Origin of the sequence: Paenibacillus rhizovicinus (assembly GCF_010365285.1) — a bacterium.
GTDB lineage: Bacteria > Bacillota > Bacilli > Paenibacillales > Paenibacillaceae > Paenibacillus_Z > Paenibacillus_Z rhizovicinus.
The window spans coordinates 6998879-7017715 of sequence record NZ_CP048286.1; the positions used below are offsets into that span (position 1 = coordinate 6998879).

Below are 18837 nucleotides of genomic sequence, written 5' to 3' on the forward strand. Positions count from 1 at the left end.
ATAGGAGGAACGTACGTATGCTACTACTGACCAAGCAGCAAGTCATCCGCGAGCGAATGCGCATGCAGCGACTGCTCGATCCAGTTTCAATTCATTCAATCGACTCGAGCGATCAGCTGAACGAAGAACAGGAGTTTCTGGAATTGTTTCGTCTGCTGCAGCCTGTATCTCCTGTGCATAACACGAGGCCGGGCGAACCGCCGAAATTAGTGCATCGCGCGTCATTTGCCGGCGAAGCGTTCGCCGGCAAGCTGAGGGAGAAGAATGCCGTCGTCAAAGGAAGATTTTGCGGCGGGCGGATCGGCTACGTGTTTCAAGAAGATTTGGCGCGGTACGCTACGGCCTTTCGTAAGCCGCCCAAGCGAATGGCGCCGATCCACGAAGAGGTCATCCGGCTGCTCCGTCATTCGGGCGGCTTATCGAAAGAGCAGCTGAAGCTGGAATTGAACGACTATCCCGCAGCGGAAATTTCGAAGGCGCTGCAGACGCTGCAGGAAGCCTTTCTCGTCTGTGAGCATCAGCCGGATACGGACTGGGACACGGGCTGGTTTCTGTTTGAGACCGAGTGGTTCGAACTCAGCGCCGACGAGATCCGCACCCATCAAGCGATTGCCGAGGTAATCCATACCTTTGTCCGCGCCATGGCGTTCGCGACGGCGGCGAACATGAGAAGCTGGTCGCAGCTGCCCGTCAAGTCGATCCAACGGGGGATCGACGATTTACTGAAAGCCGGCAAAATCATTGCGGCCGAGACCGCCGATCTCGGACCGGGATTCGTATGTGCGGACGATAGCGAACGATTGCAAGCATGCGAGGCGCTGCCATCATGCGCGTTCATGCTCGACAAGTCGGATTTTCTGGTGCGCGCCCATGCGGACGAGCTCTCGAACAGGTACAAAGGGTATGAAGTGCTGCAGTATCTGCTTATTGACGGTGAATTTCAAGGCGCTGTACTCGGGCATTGGCGCATCGGACCTTACGATATCGACGATATCGTGCTCGAGCTGCCTTCCGATCAGGCTGAGCTCAGGAAGAATGAAATCATGGCCGCGGTTCGCATGGTCTATTCGCCCGAGCGCCACTCTATTCTCCGCTATCAAGGCAGAGACGTCTGACGGCCGATTTCATCTACCAGCGGATTCCGATCGTGCGGCGCGTGCTCTTCCAATTCCATGTATCCGTCAATAGGAGCGCAGCGAAGTACAGCAGCAGCGCGCCGACGATGGATCCGATGACGCTCCATAGCATCGGCAATCCCTCGGAAGCGGATAAGAAATCCATGATCAGCTTCCCGCATAAGGCCATGAAGGACATGCAGACGCCAACCTTGATATACGGCTGGATATTGACATAGATGCCGATCGAGCCGGAAATCGAGAAAAAGTTCAGCAGCGTTTGCATGATAATCCCGATCCCGATGCCGAACGCAACGCCGACGATGCCGAATTGACTGCCGAACACGAAGATCGAAATCGCTTTGAACGCCGTGGCGATGACATAATTCCACAGCGTCGCGTTCGCGCGTCCGAGTCCGAGCAGAATCGCATGGAGCGGGGCGTCGAAATAATGGAGGAAGAAGATCGGCGCCAGGATCTTGAGCAGCATGCCCGCTTCCGGCGAACCGTAGATGAGCGTCGTAAGCGGCGTCGCCCATACGAATAGAATCACGGTCGCCGGCGCGCCGACCAGCAATCCGAGCCGCAGCGCCTGATTCATCCGCTCGTGCATCAGCAGGCCGTTCTTGTTCGCCGATGCCTCGCCGATAGCCGGGACGAGCGCCGTGGACAGCGACTGCGTAATGAAGCTCGGCATGAACAGCAGCGGAAACGCATAGCCGGCCAGCAAGCCGAACTGCTTCGTAGCCAGCGCGGTGCTTATGCCGGCAAGCGCCAGACTGGAGGATATGAGCAAAGGCTGGAAGGCGCCGTATACCGATTGAATGACGCCCGTTCCGGTCGTCGGAAGTCCGATCTTCAGCAGCTCGGAGAGCGTGCCCTTGCCCGACTTCAAGTGACTCGCCCATGTCTCGCCAGCGATCCGGGCTTCGCCTCGGAGCTTATAGCTGGCGACAAGGAACAAGAGGCCGGTCGCTTCGCTGACGACCGAAGCGGCCATCGCGCCCGCAGCCGCATACGCCACGCCGTAAGGCATCAGCAGGTGAACTAACGCGAGTACGCAAGCGATCTGCACCGTATGCTCCAGCACGTCGGACGCGGCGATCGTATTCATGTTTTGCATGCCGCGGAAATACCCGCGCAGCACCGCGGAGACGGCCACGATCGGCGCGATCGGCGTTATCGCAAGCATCGCGTAATAAGCCCGCTTGTCGCTGAGCAAGATGGAAGCGATCCACTCGGAGCCAAGAAGCGATACGGCCGTTAAGGTGATGCTTAAGATGCCGGTGACGGCAAGCGAGACATGCAGGATACGCCTTACTTTCAAATGATCGCCATGCGCGCGGGCCTCCGCGACCAGCTTCGAAATCGCTACCGGCAGGCCGAGCTCGGTGATCGTAATGACGAGCGGCACGAGCGGATGCGCCATCATCAGAAGTCCTATTCCTTCGGCGCCCAGCACGCGAGCGACAAACATGCCGCTGATAAAGCCAAGAATGCGGTTGATGAAAGCGGCGATGGACAAGGCCAGCGTCCCTTTCATGAACGATCGCTCCGGATGTGCCATTCTTCTGATCCTCCTGGTTATCGAATACTTAAATGTATTCAATTATCGGAAAAGCATGCGAACGAGCTTCGGCTTGGCCTTGTCGCGGCCCGCTCCGGAAGGAAATAAGAAAGCCTTTTCATTCAAGCCCGACATGCTTATAGTAGAGTTTAGCAGGCCTTATAAAAGTCTGATTTTCGCAAGATGGAGGATTCCGAGATGAAACAAATCCAAGCATTCGGTCCGAAAGATTTAAGAATCGTTCACGTAGAGGAACCCTCTGTCCTTGAAGGCGAAGTACTCGTTGCCGTGAAAGCCTGCGGTATTTGCGGTTCAGATAAGTGGTGCTGGCATGTAACCGAGCATTCCGATTACGTAGCGGGTCATGAGGTCGCCGGCATCGTCGAACAAGTCGGCCCGGGCGTTAGTCTTCTCCAGCCGGGCGACCGCGTCGCCATTAATAATGTGAAGGGCTGCGGCGAATGCAAAGCGTGCAAGAACGGCGCGTACGTCAAATGCGTCCGGCCGATTACGCATATGGGCTTCGGTTTCTCGGATAAGGTCGCCGTGCCGGAGCGGAATTGCTTGCTGCTCGCTCCCGAAATCGGCTATGAAGCGGGAAGTCTGATTTTCGACAATTGGGGTACGCCGTATGCGGCGCTATCGCGCACGGCATTGGGCGAAGGCCACTGGGCAGCCGTTACGGGCTGCGGTCCGATCGGACTTGCCGCGACCGCGCTTGCCGTCCTGCGGGGAGCGAAGGTGATCGCCATCGATCCGATCGAAGAGCGCCTGGACGCCGCAGTCCGTCTGGGAGCCGAAGCCGTTCTGAAGCCGGGAGACGGTGCCGTGGAACAACTGAAACGGTTGACCGGCGGCGAAGGCGTCGACTATGTGATCGAATGCTCGGGCAAAGCGGCTTCTTACGAGTTGGCGTTCGAGGCGCTGAACGTTGACGGGACCATCGTGGTCATCGGCGAAGGCGCGCGGTTCGAGTTTCAATCGAGCCGCCTGATCAACAAGCATCTTCATATTGTCGCATCGCTGTATGCCGGGATGAAGGATGGCGAAGCGGTTCAGCGGCTGATGGTCGAAGGCGCGATTCATCCCATGTCGATCGTCACGCATCGCTTTACGATGGAGGAAGTGCCGGACGTGTTCGGACAAGTCGTCGAAGGTTCGGGCGGTCTGCTTAAAACGATCGTCGTGAACGACTGATGCGAGCGGTTGTCTTACTGAGAGGCAGGTCAGCCTTCGCTTGAATCACTAGTCGGCTTTGACAGCATAGACCAACATTCAACCGACGGTTGAATTGGCTCGTTCAACTGATGTTTGATAGATTGGAATCGGTCCGTTTGCTATGCTGTATCCAGACAGTGCGCACTGTACAAAACTTTCAAGTGGAGGCGTTTGTTAGATGGATATTCGTAAGATTGGCGCTTACATTTCGACGTTGAGAAAAGAAATGAGCATGACGCAGGCGGAATTCGCCATGCAGGTAAACGTCAGTCATCAAGCCGTATCCAAGTGGGAACGCGGGGAGTCGCTGCCAGATATAGGCTTGCTGCCGACCATCGGCCGCCTGCTCGGCACGTCGATCGACGAGCTGCTCGCCGGCGAAAGCCGGATCGTGCCGGCGCAAGTGCAAGAAGCACCAGCCGCAGTAGGGGCTGTAATGGAGCCGGAAGCGGACGTCATGAGGGGAGCCGCTGCCGATACGGCGATCGAAGCGGCGGCAAGCTTGGAAGAAACAGCTTCTTCGGCCGCAGGTACGGATGAGATGCCGACAGCAGAACAGGGACCCGTGGATGCAGAAACTGAGGAAGCCGCAGCAGATGATGAGAACAGTGACGTAGTACCGGATGTTTCGAGTGCCGACGAGGACGTTGCAGCAGGGGATGCCGAAGATGTTGGGGATACTGGGAAACTTGGAGATGCAGGGGAAGATAGGACCGTTGAGATTATAGAAGAGCACGACAAGTTAGGCGAGCACGGGAAGTTCGGCGAGCACGGGAAGTTCGGCGAGCACGGGAAGTTCGGCGAGCATGGAAAGTTCGGCGAGCACGGGAAGTTCGGCGAGCACGGGAAGTTCGGCAAGCACGGGAAGTTCGGCAAGCGCGAAAAATTCGGCGAGCACTGGGAGTTCAGCGAGACCAGTGACGGTCGGCAGCAGTCCGAGGAGGAAGCCGAAGAAGCGGACGGCGGGTATCCGAGCTTGCGCGCGATTCTGGACTTGGCGCCGTTCCTGGGCAGCGAAACGATTGACGAAATGATCGGCTACGTCGAAGACGGCCGTCTGAGCGGAGAAGTGTTGCAGAGCTTGGCGCCATTTATTAGCCGAGGCACGCTGGCACGCTTGGTGGGTAAGGCCGCGAACGGAACGTTCGATATGCGGCAGCTGGTCAGTCTCGCTCCGTTCCTGGACTCCGAGCATATCGACCAGTTCGTTCAACAAGCGGAGTCAGGAAAGGTCGAATGGCGATATGTCCAAGAACTGGCGCCGTTCATTAGCCGTGAAACGCTGGACCGTCTCGTCGACCGCGCCGTCGATGGCGAAGTGGATGTCGACCTGATCGTCGAACTGGCCCCATTTTTGTCCAAAGTGAGCGTGGAGAAACTGCTGGACCATGCGGCATCCGGCGATATTGGCGCAGAGATTCTATCCAAGCTGGCGCCTTTCATCCATAAGGGAGCGCTGGAGAAGCTGGTGCGGCGCGTGCTGAGCCGTACGGTGGCGAGCAAGGCTGAATAGACGGCTATCGTGAGACTACCATATATGAATGATGAAAGGCTGGGTCCTCGCATGGGGATCCGGCCTTTTTGGCTGTTTATCGGCCCTGTACGCGGAAATTAGATATAGAAAGACAATAAAGGTATAAATTTTGCGATAGATTTACGCCGAACGCATCCCGGATAATGATGGTATTACCTTGTTGAAGCTAGGTTACCAGACGTTCAGACGTTTATCAGGAAAGGTGTCGATCCGATATGAGAAATGAAACGAGCGGTTCTCCGCTATATACCGTTCCGTCCGGCATTCAGACGCGCTGGGCTTCCCCGGAAAACCCCCAAGCCGCCAAAGGCGCAGGCGGACATGCGAACGCAGGCAGGAAAGGAGCTCCTTGCTTCCCGCTCGCTCCCGGCGAATGCAAAGTGCTGGCGGAACAAGCTTCCGGCAGCGGTACGATCAGACGGATCTGGTCGACCTTGAACGACCGCAGTCCCGAGATGCTGCGCGGGCTTCGGCTCGACTTCTATTGGGACGGCTGCGGTTCGCCCGCTGTCAGCGTGCCTTTCGGCGACTTTTTCGGCGTGGGTAGAGGGCATACGGCCGCGTTCGAATGCGAATTTTTCAGCAGTCCGGAAGGACGTAGCTTCAATTGCTACATTCCAATGCCTTATCGGAGCGGCATGAAAGTGACCGTTACGAATACGGGCGAGAAGCAGCTGAACATGTTTTTCTATGATATCGACTACACCGTAGGCGATGCGCATGGCGAAGACGTTCTCTATTTCCATGCCCATTACGCGCATTTGCCGGCGACCTTACTTCGCCAAGATTATGAGATTTTGCCGAAAGTGTCCGGGATCGGCCGCTTCCTCGGAACGAATGTCGGCGTGAAAGCCGATCAGGAGCGCTATTTCAACGTGTGGTGGGGCGAAGGCGAATTCAAGCTGTTCGTCGATGGAGACAGTGATTATCCGACGCTCTGCGGCACCGGCACCGAAGACTATATCGGCACAGGCTGGGAACTGGGCACGTATAGCCATCGCTATCAGGGATGCACGGTCGCGGATCACGAGCGGATGGAATTCTGCTTCTATCGCTATCATGTGCCGGATCCGGTATATTTCCATCAAGACATTCGGGTAACGGCCCAGCAAATCGGAACGACAAGCCCCGAGCAGCGGGCGCAATTCCGCCAGGCGGGAACCGTGCTGCGATGCACGGGAGCGGAAGAGCGTTACTTCGATTACGTCGATGAAGCGAAACAACAGCTATGGGAAAATTTCGAACGCTCCGACGACTGGAGCAGCTGCGCGTACTTTTACTTGAACCGTCCGGAGCGCGGATAAGCGAAGCGGAGCAATGAACAGGAAGGTTAGCATAGAGGAAATCGATAGTCATCAAAGACGAGGAGAGAGGCAAGATGAACAAACTATCATTGGACGGCCGCTGGAACTACCGTCAAATCGGCGAAACGGCATGGCGCGAAGGAATCGTGCCCGGTTCCCTGCTCAGCGATTTGGCCGCGGCAGGAGAAGGCGTATTCGCCGATCCCTATTGGCGCGATAACGAGGACCGGATTCTGCCGATCTTCGACCATGATTACGAATACGCCCGTTCGTTCTCGCTATGCAGCGAGGATGCGGCGAAGCCGGACAAGATCCTGCGATTCGAGGGTCTCGATACGCTGGCCGAAGTCGAAGTCAACGGCGTACGCGTGCTGACGTCCGACAATATGTTCCGCACGTACGAAATCTCCGTGGACGACGTCTTGCGCGAGGGCGACAATACGATCCGCGTGGTCTTCCGTTCGCCGGTTGCCTATATGACGGAAAAGCAGGCCGAGCAGCCATTGTTCGGCATTCCGATGGTCGTGCCCGGCTATACGCATCTGCGCAAAGCCCACTACATGTCCGGCTGGGACTGGGGTCCGAAGCTGCCGGATTGCGGCATTTGGCGCAGCGTGACGCTGATCTGCGATGCGAAGGCGGCGCTGAGCGACGTCCGCATCCGTCAGATTCACCAGAACGGCGGCGTGCAGGTGGCGATCGAGCTGGAAACCGGGGAAGCGGGGGAATCGGCGGCGAACTCCGGGCAAGCAGCGAAGGTCACGTTGACCGCTCCCGACGGCACCGCGTCCGTCCATCACGCAGCCGTTGCGAACGGAACTGCGGCGCTTACGATTGCGGTGGACAAGCCGAAGCTGTGGTGGCCCAACGGGTTCGGCGAGCAGCCGCTCTACCGGATCGCCGTCGTATTGAATGGCGGGGGAGAACAGGAGCTCGACGAGCGCAGCTTCACGATCGGCCTTCGCGAGCTGACGGTCAATACGGAGGCGGACCAATGGGGGAACGCGTTCGCCTTCCGGGTGAACGGCGTCGATATCTTCTCGATGGGCGCGGACTATATCCCGGAAGATAATTTGGTCGGGCGGCTTTCCGCCGAGCGGACCGAGCGGCTGATCCGCGACTGCGTGCGGGCGAATTTCAATACCATTCGCGTCTGGGGCGGCGGCTTCTATCCCGATTCGTATTTCTACGAGCTGTGCGACCGATACGGCCTCGTCATTTGGCAGGACTGTATGTTCGCCTGCGGCGTCTATCCGCTGAACGAGGCGTTCATGGACAATTCCATGCGCGAAGTCGAAGACAACGTGAAGCGCATTCGCCATCACGCTTCGCTCGGCCTGCTGTGCGGCAATAACGAGATCGAGATGTTCTTCGAGGACGGACGGATCGCGAATACGGAGGAGAACCGGAACGCGTACACGCTGTTCTTCGAGCGGATGCTGCCTGACGCGATCGGAAGGCTGGCTCCGGACACCTTCTACTGGCCGGGCTCTCCTTCGTCGGGCGGCGACTTCTACGAAACGAACGGCGAAAATCACGGCGACGGCCATTATTGGGACGTCTGGCATGGCAATCAGCCATTTACGGCTTACCGGCAAACGTATTTCCGGTACATGTCGGAATTCGGTTTCGAATCCATGCCGCATTACAAGACGATCGAAGCGTTCACCGAACCTGAAGACCGCAATCTGTTCTCTTATGTGATGGAATGCCATCAGAAGAATCCGGCCGGCAATCAGAAGATTCTCACCTACTTGTCCGAAACGTTCCGCTATCCGAAGGACCTCGATTCGCTTGCTTATGCTTCGCAGCTCATGCAAGGCGAAGCGATGCTTTACGGGGTCGAGCATTGGCGGCGCAACCGCGGCCGCTGCATGGGTGCGCTCTACTGGCAGCTCAACGACTGCTGGCCGACGCTGTCCTGGGCGAGTTTGGACTATTTCGGCCGGTGGAAGGCGCTGCATTACATGGCGAAACGCTTCTTCTCGCCGCTGCTGCTATCGGCATGCGAGGAAGGCACGCAAGCTTCGCTGCACGTGACGAACGAGCGGCTGGAGCCGGCTTCCGGCACGGTTCGGTGGGCATTGCGGACATTGAGCGGAGAGACGATCGAACAGGGCGAAACTTCGTTCGAAGCAGCGCCGCTCAGCACGCAAGCCGTTGCGGAGCTCGACTTCTCCGCGACCCTGGATACGATAGAACGCAAGCGTAACGCCTATCTGTCGTTCAAGCTCGTTGGCGCGGACGGCGAGACAAGCTCGCAGGGCTGCGTGTTCTTCGTGCCGGCGAAATATCTGAACCTCGTTCAACCCGAGCTGGGCATCCGACTCGAAGAGCAAGCGGATCGTTTCGTCGTGAAGCTGTCCGCCGCCGCGTTCGCTCATTCCGTCGAGCTCGGCTTCCGGACGCTGGACGGCGTATTCGAAGACAATTACTTCATGCTGTCCGCAGGGGAAGAACGGCAGATCGTACTGGAGAAAGCCGACTTAAGCCGGCCTGTTCGTCTGGAGGAACTGCAGGACGAATTGACGGTGCGGAGCTTGATCGACACCTATTAACAGGCGAATACGAGACTGCGATTGTTTTCAGTTCGGATGGAATGCGCTAGAAATCTCTAACGCTAGATAAGCATGGCGAAGAACCTCCTGTGAACAGGAGGTTCTTTCGCATTTCGCATGGTCAGCATGCGCGCCGGGCAGCGGAAACGCCGCCTTCCGAACGAGCGAACGGAAGCCTGACAAAGATACAATTGTTGGAATCAGGCATGGACACTTCGAATACGATTCTACGTAGACTTCATATTCAAAGGAGCGATACGATGGAATCGTTCGATATGATCATCATCGGCAGCGGGCATAATGCCTTGATTACGGGAGCCTACTTAACCCGCGCCGGCCGAAGCGTGCTCGTGCTCGAGAAGAACGATCGTCCGGGCGGCTTCGTCCGCACCGAAGAACTGACGCTGCCGGGCTTCAAACATGACGTATATGCAGCCGCTCATCCGCTCTTCACAACGGGTCCGGCTTACATGGAGCTCAAAGACGCATTAGAGGCACGCGGGCTCACCTATCTGAATACGGATCTGCCGACCGGCGTATCGATGGAGGACGGGGCGACGGCGGTAGTGCCGCGGTCGTTCGAGGATTTCGCCGCGGAGGCGGAACGGCTGGCTCCCGGAGACGGCACTGCCTTGGCAGCCTTGTTCGAGCAGCTGAATCCGCATGTCAACGACGTGTTCGGCTTGTTCAGCATGGATCTCTCCGGTCCGGAGGCGGCTCCGGTCCTGCAGCGCTTGCTGCACGACGGGAACGGCCCCGGTTATTCGTCCTTCGCAAGATCGCTCTTCACGACGGCGCGCCATGCGGTAAACGAGTTCAAGTCGCCCGTCATGCGCAGCATGCTGGCCTCCTGGGTCACGCATCTTGGCCGCACGCCGGACGAAGTCGGCAGCGGGATCTGGGTTCCGCTCACCGCGATGGCGCTCATGGCCGGCGGCATGCCGATCCCGTCGGGCGGCAGCGAACAATTGGCGCTGGCCCTGGCGCGGCTCGTGAAGGATCAAGGCGGCGAGATTCGCACGAATTCGCTGGTCGAGCGAATTATCGTGAAGAACGATCGCGCGGTCGGCGTTCGTACGGCAGACGGCGTCGTTTACGCGGCCAAGCAGGCGGTCGTGGCCTCGACCACGCCGGACCAGTTATATCTAACGCTGCTCGCGGACAGCGATGTTCCGCCGGCGCTGCGTACCCAAGCGAAGCAGTTCCGCTACGGCCGCGGATGCGTGCAGATTCATCTGGCGCTCGCCGAACCGCCGCGCTGGCCGGATGCGCGGTTTAATCGCGTCGGTCAGCCGCATTTGACGGATGGACTTGACGGGTTTACGTTGGCGATTGCCCAGGGGACGGCCGATCTGCTTCCGGCCAAGCCGACGTTTACCGTCGACTGCCCGACGAACCTCGATGCCTCGCGCGCGCCGGCGGGCAAAGCGATCATGCGCATTCAAGTGCTTGAAGTGCCCGTTCGTCCGAGAGGGGACGCTGCCGGCCGGATCGATGTGGGCGACGGCACGTGGACGCCTGCGCTCACCGAACGGTTTACGGAACGCGTGCTGGAGGTAGCGGGCAAGCATATTCCGAACATCCCAAGCGCGGTCATCGGAAAATACGTCGTCACGCCGGACACGATCGCGCGCTTCAATCCGAACGCCGGTCCGGGAGATCCGTATGGCGGCGCTCATGATCTGGCGCAAAGCTACTTGTTCCGCCCGCTTCCGGGGCAGCCAGGCCATCGTTCGGCCATTCCGAACGTGTATATGCTCGGCGCCGCAACCTGGCCGGGTCATGGAGTGAACGGCGGCTCCGGTTATATCGTTGCGCAGCAGCTGCTGTCGCAATAAGCGGGGCGTTCTGTCCCTTCCATTGCCGCATAACCAAAGACCCGCAGCGGGACACTTGGCTTCAAGTGTCCTGCTGCGGGTCTTTCGACCATCTGATGAGGATGTCCGGCTATTTTCGATTCGATTAAGTTCTGCTATACGGAATGCGATCTGTTCGTTGTTACGCGTTATACCCGGCGGGCTTTAATGTAATGGCTTGTCCAATACGAGCTGTTGAAGTCGGAGATGATGACCCCTTCGTTAGGCAAGTTGTGAATGAATTGGCCATTGCCCATATAAATGCCGACATGATTGATCTGGCCTGGCGTATTCACGCTGAAGAAGACCAAGTCGCCTGCTTGAAGCGAGCTCTTGGAGATTGCGGATCCCGAACTTCCTTGCGCTTTCGAGCCCCAAGGGATGGACTTGCCGTTAAGCTGGAATATGTATTGAGTGAAAGACGAGCAATCGAAGATGAGACGGCTTTGGTCGCGGGCGCCGAAGACGTATTTCACTCTGCCTTGGAATGATTTTGCGGTCGAGACGATCTTGCTTCCCGAGACGCTGCCCGTGCTTGCCGGCGGTTTCGATGAAGACGTGCCGCCTGCATGAACCGTCACGTAGGAGCGGGAGACGTAACCCGTTCTGCCGTTGTAATCCACCAAAACCCAGTAATCGTTCGCGGCTTCGACGCCGAGCACCGTACCCGCTTTAATCGATCCGATAATCGGCGCGCTCGTGCTTTGTGCCGTACGGAAGTTTACCCCTTTGTTCACGGTTGCCGTAGCAACGGGCGAAGCTTGGGCGGTAGCCGCGATTCCCGCGAACATCGATAGAGCCAAGCCAACGGAAAGCAGCGATTTGCTTAATTTGTTCTTGTTCATTTTCATAGTCTTGTATTTCCTCCTTGTCCAGTATGAGAGTAGGTTGATTACCAAGGAGTCCGTCCGATGTGCGAAGCAGATAGAAGCACAATAGTAAATCTGCCGGATAGACATATTGGATGCATAGGATTACTTTACCACAGATAAAACTGCCAACATTTACCGACGGGCGTGGAAAGTTACGGCAGCACTGGGCAAATGCCCTTCTATTAGAACTTCATTAAAAAGATGAGAAAAACATTCCTTGACAGGGAATTCAAACACTTATTGACACCTAAAGCGCTTTCATGGAAGATGGGTTTTAGATACATGTTTTTCACCTGAGCGACGACATAAGCGGCATGAGGACCAACACCCCTATGCGAATGAACGACCTGGACGAGGCATAGATATCGATGAGGAGCATGCCGCGGGCGCGCCGTCCGTTTGGACAAGCCGTGACCGCCATGCGGATCAATGAAATCGGATGGATTCGAAAACAGGAGGGATTGCTTTGAGCGAAGCAGGATTGAAAGGGAAAAATGCGTTGGTGACGGGCTCCAGCAGAGGACTTGGGAAACAATATGCGCTCGACTTGGCACGCGCCGGCGCTAACGTGATCATTCACGACATTCGGAACAGCTCGGCGGCAGAATTCAACGAGGCGGATTCCGGAGAGGCGGTCGCCGAACAAATGAGAGCGCTTGGCGTCAAATCGGCGTTCATCGCGGCGGATCTGGCTGATCCGGTTCAAGTGCAGCGGCTGATCGAAAGCGCAATCAACGAGCTGGGAAGTCTGGACATTCTCGTGAATAATGCCGGCGGCGATATCGGCGCGAACACGCCCCGCCCGGATCCGAACGATGCGCTTGATATCTCCGTCGAAGATATTCGTTCCGTCGTCGAACGAAATCTCTTGTCGACGATGTATGCGTGCAAATTCGCCGGACTGCATATGAGAGAGCGCCGTTCCGGCAAAATCGTGAACGTGGGCTCGGTCGCGGGTCATGTGCCGGTGACGGGCGGTTTGATCTATGCGGCGGCCAAAACGGGCGTATCTTCGTATACCCGAAGTCTGGCCGAACAGCTGCGGCCGTTCGACGTGAACGTGAACTGCATTTCCCCGGCTCCGACGTATACCGGGCGGTTTCTCGCGACGCGGACCGTCGGCAGCGAAGAAGGACGTTCCCGTCTGCAGCGCATCGCGCAGCCCGAAGATATGTCGGGCATCGTAATGTTCCTGTGCGGCCCCGCTTCGGATGCCTTGACCGGCGAAACGATCGTATGTTGGAAGTAAGCACAATGAGAGATTCGGGCTCAGGGAAGCGAGTTACTAGATGCGATTTAAATTGCGAGATGCAAGCTGCGAGGGAGAGTCGAGACAATGAATGAGGCCATACGTTTCATCATGGGGCCGGAAGACCCGGAACATTATGACATCTATACCCATGCGGCGGGTCCGGAAGGCAAGCTGCCGCTCACGGCCGACATGCTGCTGAACCTCCCGAGCGGGGATTTGTTCGGCCTGAGCCAGAACGTCGGCATGGGCTGGAAGCCGGAACGGCTGCTCGGCAAGCAGATTCTCATCCTTAGCACGCAGGGCGGAGTCCGAGGCGAGGACGGATCGCCGATTGCCCTAGGCTATCATACCGGCCACTGGGAAGTCGGCCTGCTCGTGAAGGAGGCGGCGCTTGCGGTAAGCGGGCTCGGCGGCGTACCGTTCGCCGCTTATGTCAGCGATCCTTGCGACGGCCGCTCGCAAGGGACGACCGGCATGTTCGATTCGCTTCCTTATCGCAACGACGCGGCGATCGTGTTCCGCCGGCTGATTCGTTCGCTTCCGACGAGAAGCGGCGTCATCGGGGTCGGCACCTGTGACAAAGGCTTGCCTGCGATGATGATCGCCCTCGCCGCCATGCACGACTTGCCGGCGATCATCGTACCGGGCGGGGTCACGCTGCCGCCAACCGTCGGCGAAGATGCCGGCAAGATCCAGACCATCGGCGCGCGGTTCTCGCAAGGTCAAATCACGGTCGACGAAGCGGCCGATCTCGGCTGCCGCGTATGCGCGACGCCGGGCGGCGGCTGCCAGTTTCTCGGAACGGCCGCCTCGGCCCAGGTCGTGGCCGAGGCGCTCGGCATGGCGCTGCCGCATTCGGCATTGGCGCCTTCCGGCCAGCCGATCTGGCTCGACATCGCGAAGCAATCGGCGAGGGCGGTTCAATGGATGCACGCGAACGGCGTGGCGATGCGGGATATCTTGACGGACGCGGCCGTCGAGAACGCGATGGTCGTCCATGCGGCTTTCGGCGGCTCGACGAATTTGCTGCTGCATATTCCCGCGATCGCCCATGCGGCCGGCTGCCGCATCCCCGATGTGGCCGATTGGACCCGCGTGAATAAGGCGGTTCCGCGGCTTGTCAGCGTGCTGCCGAACGGGCCGGACTATCATCCTACGATTCGCGTGTTCATGGCCGGCGGCGTACCGGAGGTCATGCTGCATCTCCGCAAGCTCGGTTTGCTCAACTTGCAAGTGAAAACCGTCGCCGGCGTGTCGCTGGGCGAGCAGCTGGATTGGTGGGAGACCTCCGAACGGCGGCTGGAAATCCGCAAACGACTGCTGACCGTCGATGGCATCGATCCGGACGAGGTCATTATGAGCCCGGAACGGGCAGCCGTCAGAGGGCTGACGTCTACGGTTGCTTTTCCGACGGGGAATCTGGCTCCGGAAGGCTCGGTCATTAAAGCGACGGCCATCGATCCCGACGTCGTCGGCGAAGACGGCGTCTACCGTCATATCGGACAAGCCAAAGTGTTCACGTCCGAGAAGGCGGCGGTCAAGGCGATCAAGGACGGCCGCATTCAAGAAGGCGATATTCTCGTGCTGATGGGCAGAGGTCCGTCTGGAACGGGGATGGAGGAAACCTATCAGCTGACTTCCGCGCTTAAGCATTTGCCGTTCGGCAAACATGTGACGCTGCTCACGGATGCCCGGTTCTCCGGCGTGTCCACCGGCGCCTGCATCGGTCATATCGGCCCGGAGGCGCTGGCTGGAGGCCCGATCGGCAAGTTGCGCAATGGCGATTGGATCGACGTTCGGATCGATCGCAATACGCTGGACGGCAGCCTGCATTTCGTCGGTCAAGGCGACGCGCTTTTCAGTCCGGAGGCGGGCGCGTCGATCCTGGCCGCCCGCCCGCTCCATCCCGACTTGGCCGCCGATCCGGCGCTGCCCGATGACACCAAGCTGTGGGCTGCACTCCAGGCGGCAAGCGGCGGTACGTGGCGCGGAAGCATCTACGACGTCGATCGAATTGTCGAGACGCTGCAGGCGGGAATGGAAGCGTTGGCGAATGCAAGGGCACGGACGCAATCTCCGAGCGCGAATGACTGACATTCATGGCATGAATCTCGGAACGGGAGTGAACGTATGACGAGCAATCCTTTGCAGCATGCGGAAGACATCAACAGCCGCATGTACCAATTCGATAGGATCCATGCACCGCTGCCGTCCGCCGGGGCTTTCACGGACGAACATGTCAAGCAATATCGGGAACAAGGGTTCATCGCGATCGAACAATTGCTTACTCCGGACGAAGTCCATGCGTCGATTGCGGCCATCATGCGCATCATGATGGATCCGGATACGAAGGCGAAGATCCAATTTACGAAGCCGCGGCACGAGCTGCATTCCGACGAAGAGCGCGAGCTCGCGATTCGCAAAGTGTACGAGTATGTCGACGCGGATCCGGTGCTGCATGCAGCCGCTTACCATCCAGTCATCGGCGCCATCGTGGAACGGCTGCTCGGCGAGCAGCCGAAGCTGGTCCAAGATCAGGCGCTGCTTAAACCTCCGTTCGGCGGCGGGGAGAAGCCATGGCATCAGGATATGGCGTACGGGAATCTATCCTACGAGCAAGCGGTAGTCGGCGTCTGGATCGCGCTCGACGAAGCGGGTCTCGACAACGGCTGCATGCACGTTATCCCGCAATCCCATATGGATGGCGCCACGCCGCATTACGCGGTGCGCGACTGGCAGATCTGCGATGCCAACGTTCCGGTGAATAAGGACGTCGCCATCCCGCTGAAGCCGGGCGGCGCATTGTTCTTTCACGGCTTGCTGTATCATGGAACGCCGTTCAACTGCTCCGACCAGCGGCGGCGCGCGCTTCAGTTTCATTACGCGCCGGCAGCGGCAGCGAAGATGTCGCCGGGCGAGTACAAGCGAATGTTCACGAATGCACTGACGTCGGCGGAATGCTAAGCACGCCAATCGAAGAGCTGCCGGGAGGCGGCTCTTTTTGTTATGTCCAAGCCGTGATTAGGATACTTCCGCGCCTAGCTGAATAAATATGAATATGGCCTGCTTCGACAAATGTCCGCAAGTGCCGTATCGGGCGAAGGCAAGTATTAGCGAAAAAGGGTGAGGCAGCATGAAGAAACAACGAAAGATCGACCAGCGCGCATCGGATTTCTTTCCGGTACGGGGAATCGACCATATTGAGCTGTATGTCGGCAATGCCAAGCAAGCGGCGCATTACTTAAGCAAAGGCTTCGGTTTTCAAGTGACGGCCTATGCAGGGCTGGAAACCGGCGAATCCAGCAAGGTCTCTTACGTGCTCGAGCAAAATCAAGCGCGGTTCGCGGTGACCGGCTCGTTATCGCCCGATCATCCCGTCGCGGAGTTCGTCAAGAAGCACGGCGACGGCGTGAAAGATATCGCGATGCGGATCGACGACGTGGAGAAAGCCTATCATGAGGCGGTATCGCGCGGAGGGATTCCGGTCATGGCGCCGCACGAAGTTACGGATGCCGACGGAACGGTAACGATGGCCGTGATCGGCACTTATGGGGACACCGTGCACACGCTCATTGACCGCAGCAAGTATAAAGGATTGTTTTTGCCGAAATACGTCCATTGCGAGCTGAACATCCCGCATCAGCCGGTCGGCTTGGTCGGCTTCGATCATATCGTCGGCAATGTCGAACAGATGGAAGAATGGGTGCAGTATTACCAGAATGTCATGGGCTTCAAGCAAATGATCCATTTCGACGACAAGGACATTTCAACGGAGTATTCCGCGCTGATGTCGAAGGTGATGTACAGCGGCGGCCGCATTAAATTTCCGATCAATGAGCCGGCGAACGGGAAGCGCAAATCGCAGATTCAAGAATTTCTGGACTTCTATCATGGCGCGGGCGTGCAGCATGTCGCGATATTGACGAACGACATCGTCTCCACGATAACGGCCTTGCAGCAGAACGGGATCGAGTTCTTGAACTCCCCGGACAGTTATTACGACATGCTGACGGAGCGGGTAGGCGCGATCGATGAAGATATCGCCAAGCTGCGGGAACTAAATATTCTGGTCGACCGCGACGACGAAGGCTACTTGCTGCAAATTTTCTCGAAACCGATCGTGGATCGTCCGACCTTGTTCATGGAAATCATTCAGCGCAAAGGGGCAGTCGGTTTCGGGGAAGGCAACTTCAAAGCGTTGTTCGAATCGATCGAGCGTGAGCAAGCGCGCAGAGGCAATTTGTAGAAGAGGTGAGCAAGCAGGGAGGGAGGGCTGATCGCCAATGCCGTTCTATCATCGAATGGGGACGATACCGCCAAAGAGACATACGCAATTTCGCCGGCCCGACGGCGGTTTGTTCCGCGAACAAGTGATGGGGACGAAAGGGTTCTCGGGCATTCAATCGATTCTCTATCATCGACATGCGCCGGCGGAAATCACCAAAGCTCGCTTGCTGTCCGCGTGCAAGCCAGCCTATGAACCGCAAGGCGCGCTGAGGCATAGGCATATTCGCACGAACAGCTTGCAGAGACAAGGCGATGCAGTAGCCGGGAGACAATATGTGCTCGGCAACGAGGATTTAATCATCGGCGTCGCCAACGTCTCCGAAGCGATGGATTATTACTATCGTAATGGGGACGGCGATGAATTGTTGTTCGTCCATGAAGGCACCGGCAAAGTCGAGACGATGTACGGTGCCTTGCGCTATCGGCCCGGCGATTATATCGTGCTGCCGATCGGGACGATTTATCGGATTATTCCGGACACGGACACGGAATCAGGCGCGGAAGCGGGAGTGGAATCGGGCGTGGAAGCGGGCGCTGAAGGAACCGTCACGAGCGTGAAGAACGTCCGGAACAAGTTCCTCGTCGTGGAAACGAACAGCTGGATTACGGCGCCGAAGCGATACCGCAATGAACACGGGCAGCTGCTGGAGAACAGCCCGTACTGCGAGCGGGATATCCGCGTTCCGGAAGTTTTGGAAACGTTTGCGGAGCCGGGCGAGGTCGAAGTTCGCATCAAGAAAGACGGTTATCTCCATTCGCATGTCTTATCCCATCATCCGCTGGACGTGGTCGGGTGGGACGGATTTTTGTATCCATGGATCTTGAATATTCAAGATTTCGAACCGATTACGGGACGGATCCATATGCCGCCGCCGATTCATCAGACGTTCGAAGGCAATCAGTTCGTCATCTGTTCGTTCTGTCCGCGCATGTACGATTATCACCCGCTGGCCATTCCCGCCCCGTACTATCACAGCAATGTCGACAGCGACGAAGTGCTGTATTACGTGAAGGGCAATTTCGGCAGCCGCAAAGGGATCGAGGAAGGCTCGATAACGATTCATCCGGCAGGCATTCCTCATGGGCCTCATCCCGGCAAAGCGGAAGAGAGCATCGGCAAGAAGGAAACGAGCGAGCTGGCCGTCATGATCGATACGTTCCGTCCTCTGCATGTCGTCGAGGGCATCCAGGGAGCCGAGGATCCGAATTACGCCTACAGTTGGGTGACTCAAATCCGATCGCCGGATGCCTCTTCCGCGCGGGACCAATAGGAG

13 protein-coding genes are annotated in these 18837 nt (G+C 57.8%); 11 read left to right on the forward strand and 2 right to left on the reverse strand.

Features of this window, described 5'->3' with window-relative positions; translation table 11 throughout:
• The first annotated feature begins 17 nt into the window (after positions 1–17).
• Positions 18–1115 (forward strand): DNA glycosylase AlkZ-like family protein, encoded by a 1098-nt coding sequence (locus GZH47_RS31150; protein ID WP_162644966.1) that lies wholly within the window; start codon positions 18–20, stop codon positions 1113–1115.
• A 13-nt stretch (positions 1116–1128) separates the two neighbouring features.
• Here the strand turns inward: GZH47_RS31150 and spoVB are convergent, their stop codons facing one another.
• Positions 1129–2682, reverse strand: a complete 1554-nt coding sequence (gene spoVB, locus GZH47_RS31155; protein WP_162644967.1) for a stage V sporulation protein B — start codon at positions 2680–2682, stop codon at positions 1129–1131.
• 198 nt (positions 2683–2880) lie between these two features.
• On the opposite strand from spoVB, the gene GZH47_RS31160 reads away from it, so the two are divergent.
• The 5 genes from GZH47_RS31160 to GZH47_RS31180 all read left to right on the forward strand — a co-directional run bounded on the left by GZH47_RS31160 (position 2881) and on the right by GZH47_RS31180 (position 11134).
• Positions 2881–3879, forward strand: coding sequence for a zinc-dependent alcohol dehydrogenase (locus GZH47_RS31160; RefSeq protein WP_162644968.1), 999 nt, complete (start codon positions 2881–2883; stop codon positions 3877–3879).
• A 199-nt stretch (positions 3880–4078) separates the two neighbouring features.
• The gene (locus tag GZH47_RS31165; RefSeq protein ID WP_162644969.1) at positions 4079–5413 is read left to right on the forward strand and encodes a helix-turn-helix domain-containing protein; all 1335 of its coding nucleotides are present in this window, start codon (positions 4079–4081) and stop codon (positions 5411–5413) included.
• A gap of 236 nt (positions 5414–5649) precedes the next feature.
• On the forward strand, positions 5650–6738 hold the full coding sequence (locus tag GZH47_RS31170; RefSeq protein ID WP_162644970.1) for a glycoside hydrolase family 172 protein: 1089 nt from the start codon (positions 5650–5652) through the stop codon (positions 6736–6738).
• Positions 6739–6812: 74 nt separating this feature from the next.
• Positions 6813–9296 carry a beta-mannosidase gene (locus tag GZH47_RS31175; RefSeq protein WP_162644971.1) on the forward strand — a complete coding sequence of 828 codons (2484 nt, stop codon included), beginning with the start codon at positions 6813–6815 and terminating at the stop codon, positions 9294–9296.
• A 260-nt stretch (positions 9297–9556) separates the two neighbouring features.
• Positions 9557–11134: a phytoene desaturase family protein gene (locus tag GZH47_RS31180; protein WP_162644972.1), complete on the forward strand. Its 1578-nt coding sequence runs from the start codon at positions 9557–9559 to the stop codon at positions 11132–11134.
• A gap of 167 nt (positions 11135–11301) precedes the next feature.
• Here GZH47_RS31180 and GZH47_RS31185 read toward each other — a convergent pair whose 3' ends face one another.
• A complete protein-coding gene (locus tag GZH47_RS31185; RefSeq protein ID WP_225446297.1) occupies positions 11302–12003 on the reverse strand; it encodes a C40 family peptidase in 702 nt (233 codons plus the stop codon).
• 487 nt (positions 12004–12490) lie between these two features.
• Here GZH47_RS31185 and GZH47_RS31190 point away from each other — a divergent pair, with 487 nt between their 5' ends.
• From GZH47_RS31190 to GZH47_RS31210, 5 genes are all read left to right on the forward strand, one after another.
• A complete protein-coding gene (locus tag GZH47_RS31190) occupies positions 12491–13273 on the forward strand; it encodes an SDR family NAD(P)-dependent oxidoreductase (protein ID WP_192043567.1) in 783 nt (260 codons plus the stop codon).
• Between the two features lie 87 nt (positions 13274–13360).
• Positions 13361–15370, forward strand: coding sequence for a YjhG/YagF family D-xylonate dehydratase (locus GZH47_RS31195; RefSeq protein ID WP_162644974.1), 2010 nt, complete (start codon positions 13361–13363; stop codon positions 15368–15370).
• Positions 15371–15406: 36 nt separating this feature from the next.
• Positions 15407–16240 carry a phytanoyl-CoA dioxygenase family protein gene (locus tag GZH47_RS31200; protein ID WP_162644975.1) on the forward strand — a complete coding sequence of 278 codons (834 nt, stop codon included), beginning with the start codon at positions 15407–15409 and terminating at the stop codon, positions 16238–16240.
• Between the two features lie 169 nt (positions 16241–16409).
• Positions 16410–17522: a 4-hydroxyphenylpyruvate dioxygenase gene (hppD, locus tag GZH47_RS31205; RefSeq protein WP_162644976.1), complete on the forward strand. Its 1113-nt coding sequence runs from the start codon at positions 16410–16412 to the stop codon at positions 17520–17522.
• A gap of 37 nt (positions 17523–17559) precedes the next feature.
• Positions 17560–18834, forward strand: a complete 1275-nt coding sequence (locus tag GZH47_RS31210) for a homogentisate 1,2-dioxygenase (protein WP_162644977.1) — start codon at positions 17560–17562, stop codon at positions 18832–18834.
• Positions 18835–18837 lie beyond the last annotated feature (3 nt).

Coding starts and splice junctions, on each gene's coding strand:
- GZH47_RS31150 (WP_162644966.1), top strand. CDS start 18: ATGCTACTACTGACCAAGCAGCAAGTCATCCGCGAGCGAATGCGCATG.
- spoVB (WP_162644967.1), bottom strand. CDS start 2,682: ATGGCACATCCGGAGCGATCGTTCATGAAAGGGACGCTGGCCTTGTCC.
- GZH47_RS31160 (WP_162644968.1), top strand. CDS start 2,881: ATGAAACAAATCCAAGCATTCGGTCCGAAAGATTTAAGAATCGTTCAC.
- GZH47_RS31165 (WP_162644969.1), top strand. CDS start 4,079: ATGGATATTCGTAAGATTGGCGCTTACATTTCGACGTTGAGAAAAGAA.
- GZH47_RS31170 (WP_162644970.1), top strand. CDS start 5,650: ATGAGAAATGAAACGAGCGGTTCTCCGCTATATACCGTTCCGTCCGGC.
- GZH47_RS31175 (WP_162644971.1), top strand. CDS start 6,813: ATGAACAAACTATCATTGGACGGCCGCTGGAACTACCGTCAAATCGGC.
- GZH47_RS31180 (WP_162644972.1), top strand. CDS start 9,557: ATGGAATCGTTCGATATGATCATCATCGGCAGCGGGCATAATGCCTTG.
- GZH47_RS31185 (WP_225446297.1), bottom strand. CDS start 12,003: ATGAAAATGAACAAGAACAAATTAAGCAAATCGCTGCTTTCCGTTGGC.
- GZH47_RS31195 (WP_162644974.1), top strand. CDS start 13,361: ATGAATGAGGCCATACGTTTCATCATGGGGCCGGAAGACCCGGAACAT.
- GZH47_RS31200 (WP_162644975.1), top strand. CDS start 15,407: ATGACGAGCAATCCTTTGCAGCATGCGGAAGACATCAACAGCCGCATG.
- hppD (WP_162644976.1), top strand. CDS start 16,410: ATGAAGAAACAACGAAAGATCGACCAGCGCGCATCGGATTTCTTTCCG.
- GZH47_RS31210 (WP_162644977.1), top strand. CDS start 17,560: ATGCCGTTCTATCATCGAATGGGGACGATACCGCCAAAGAGACATACG.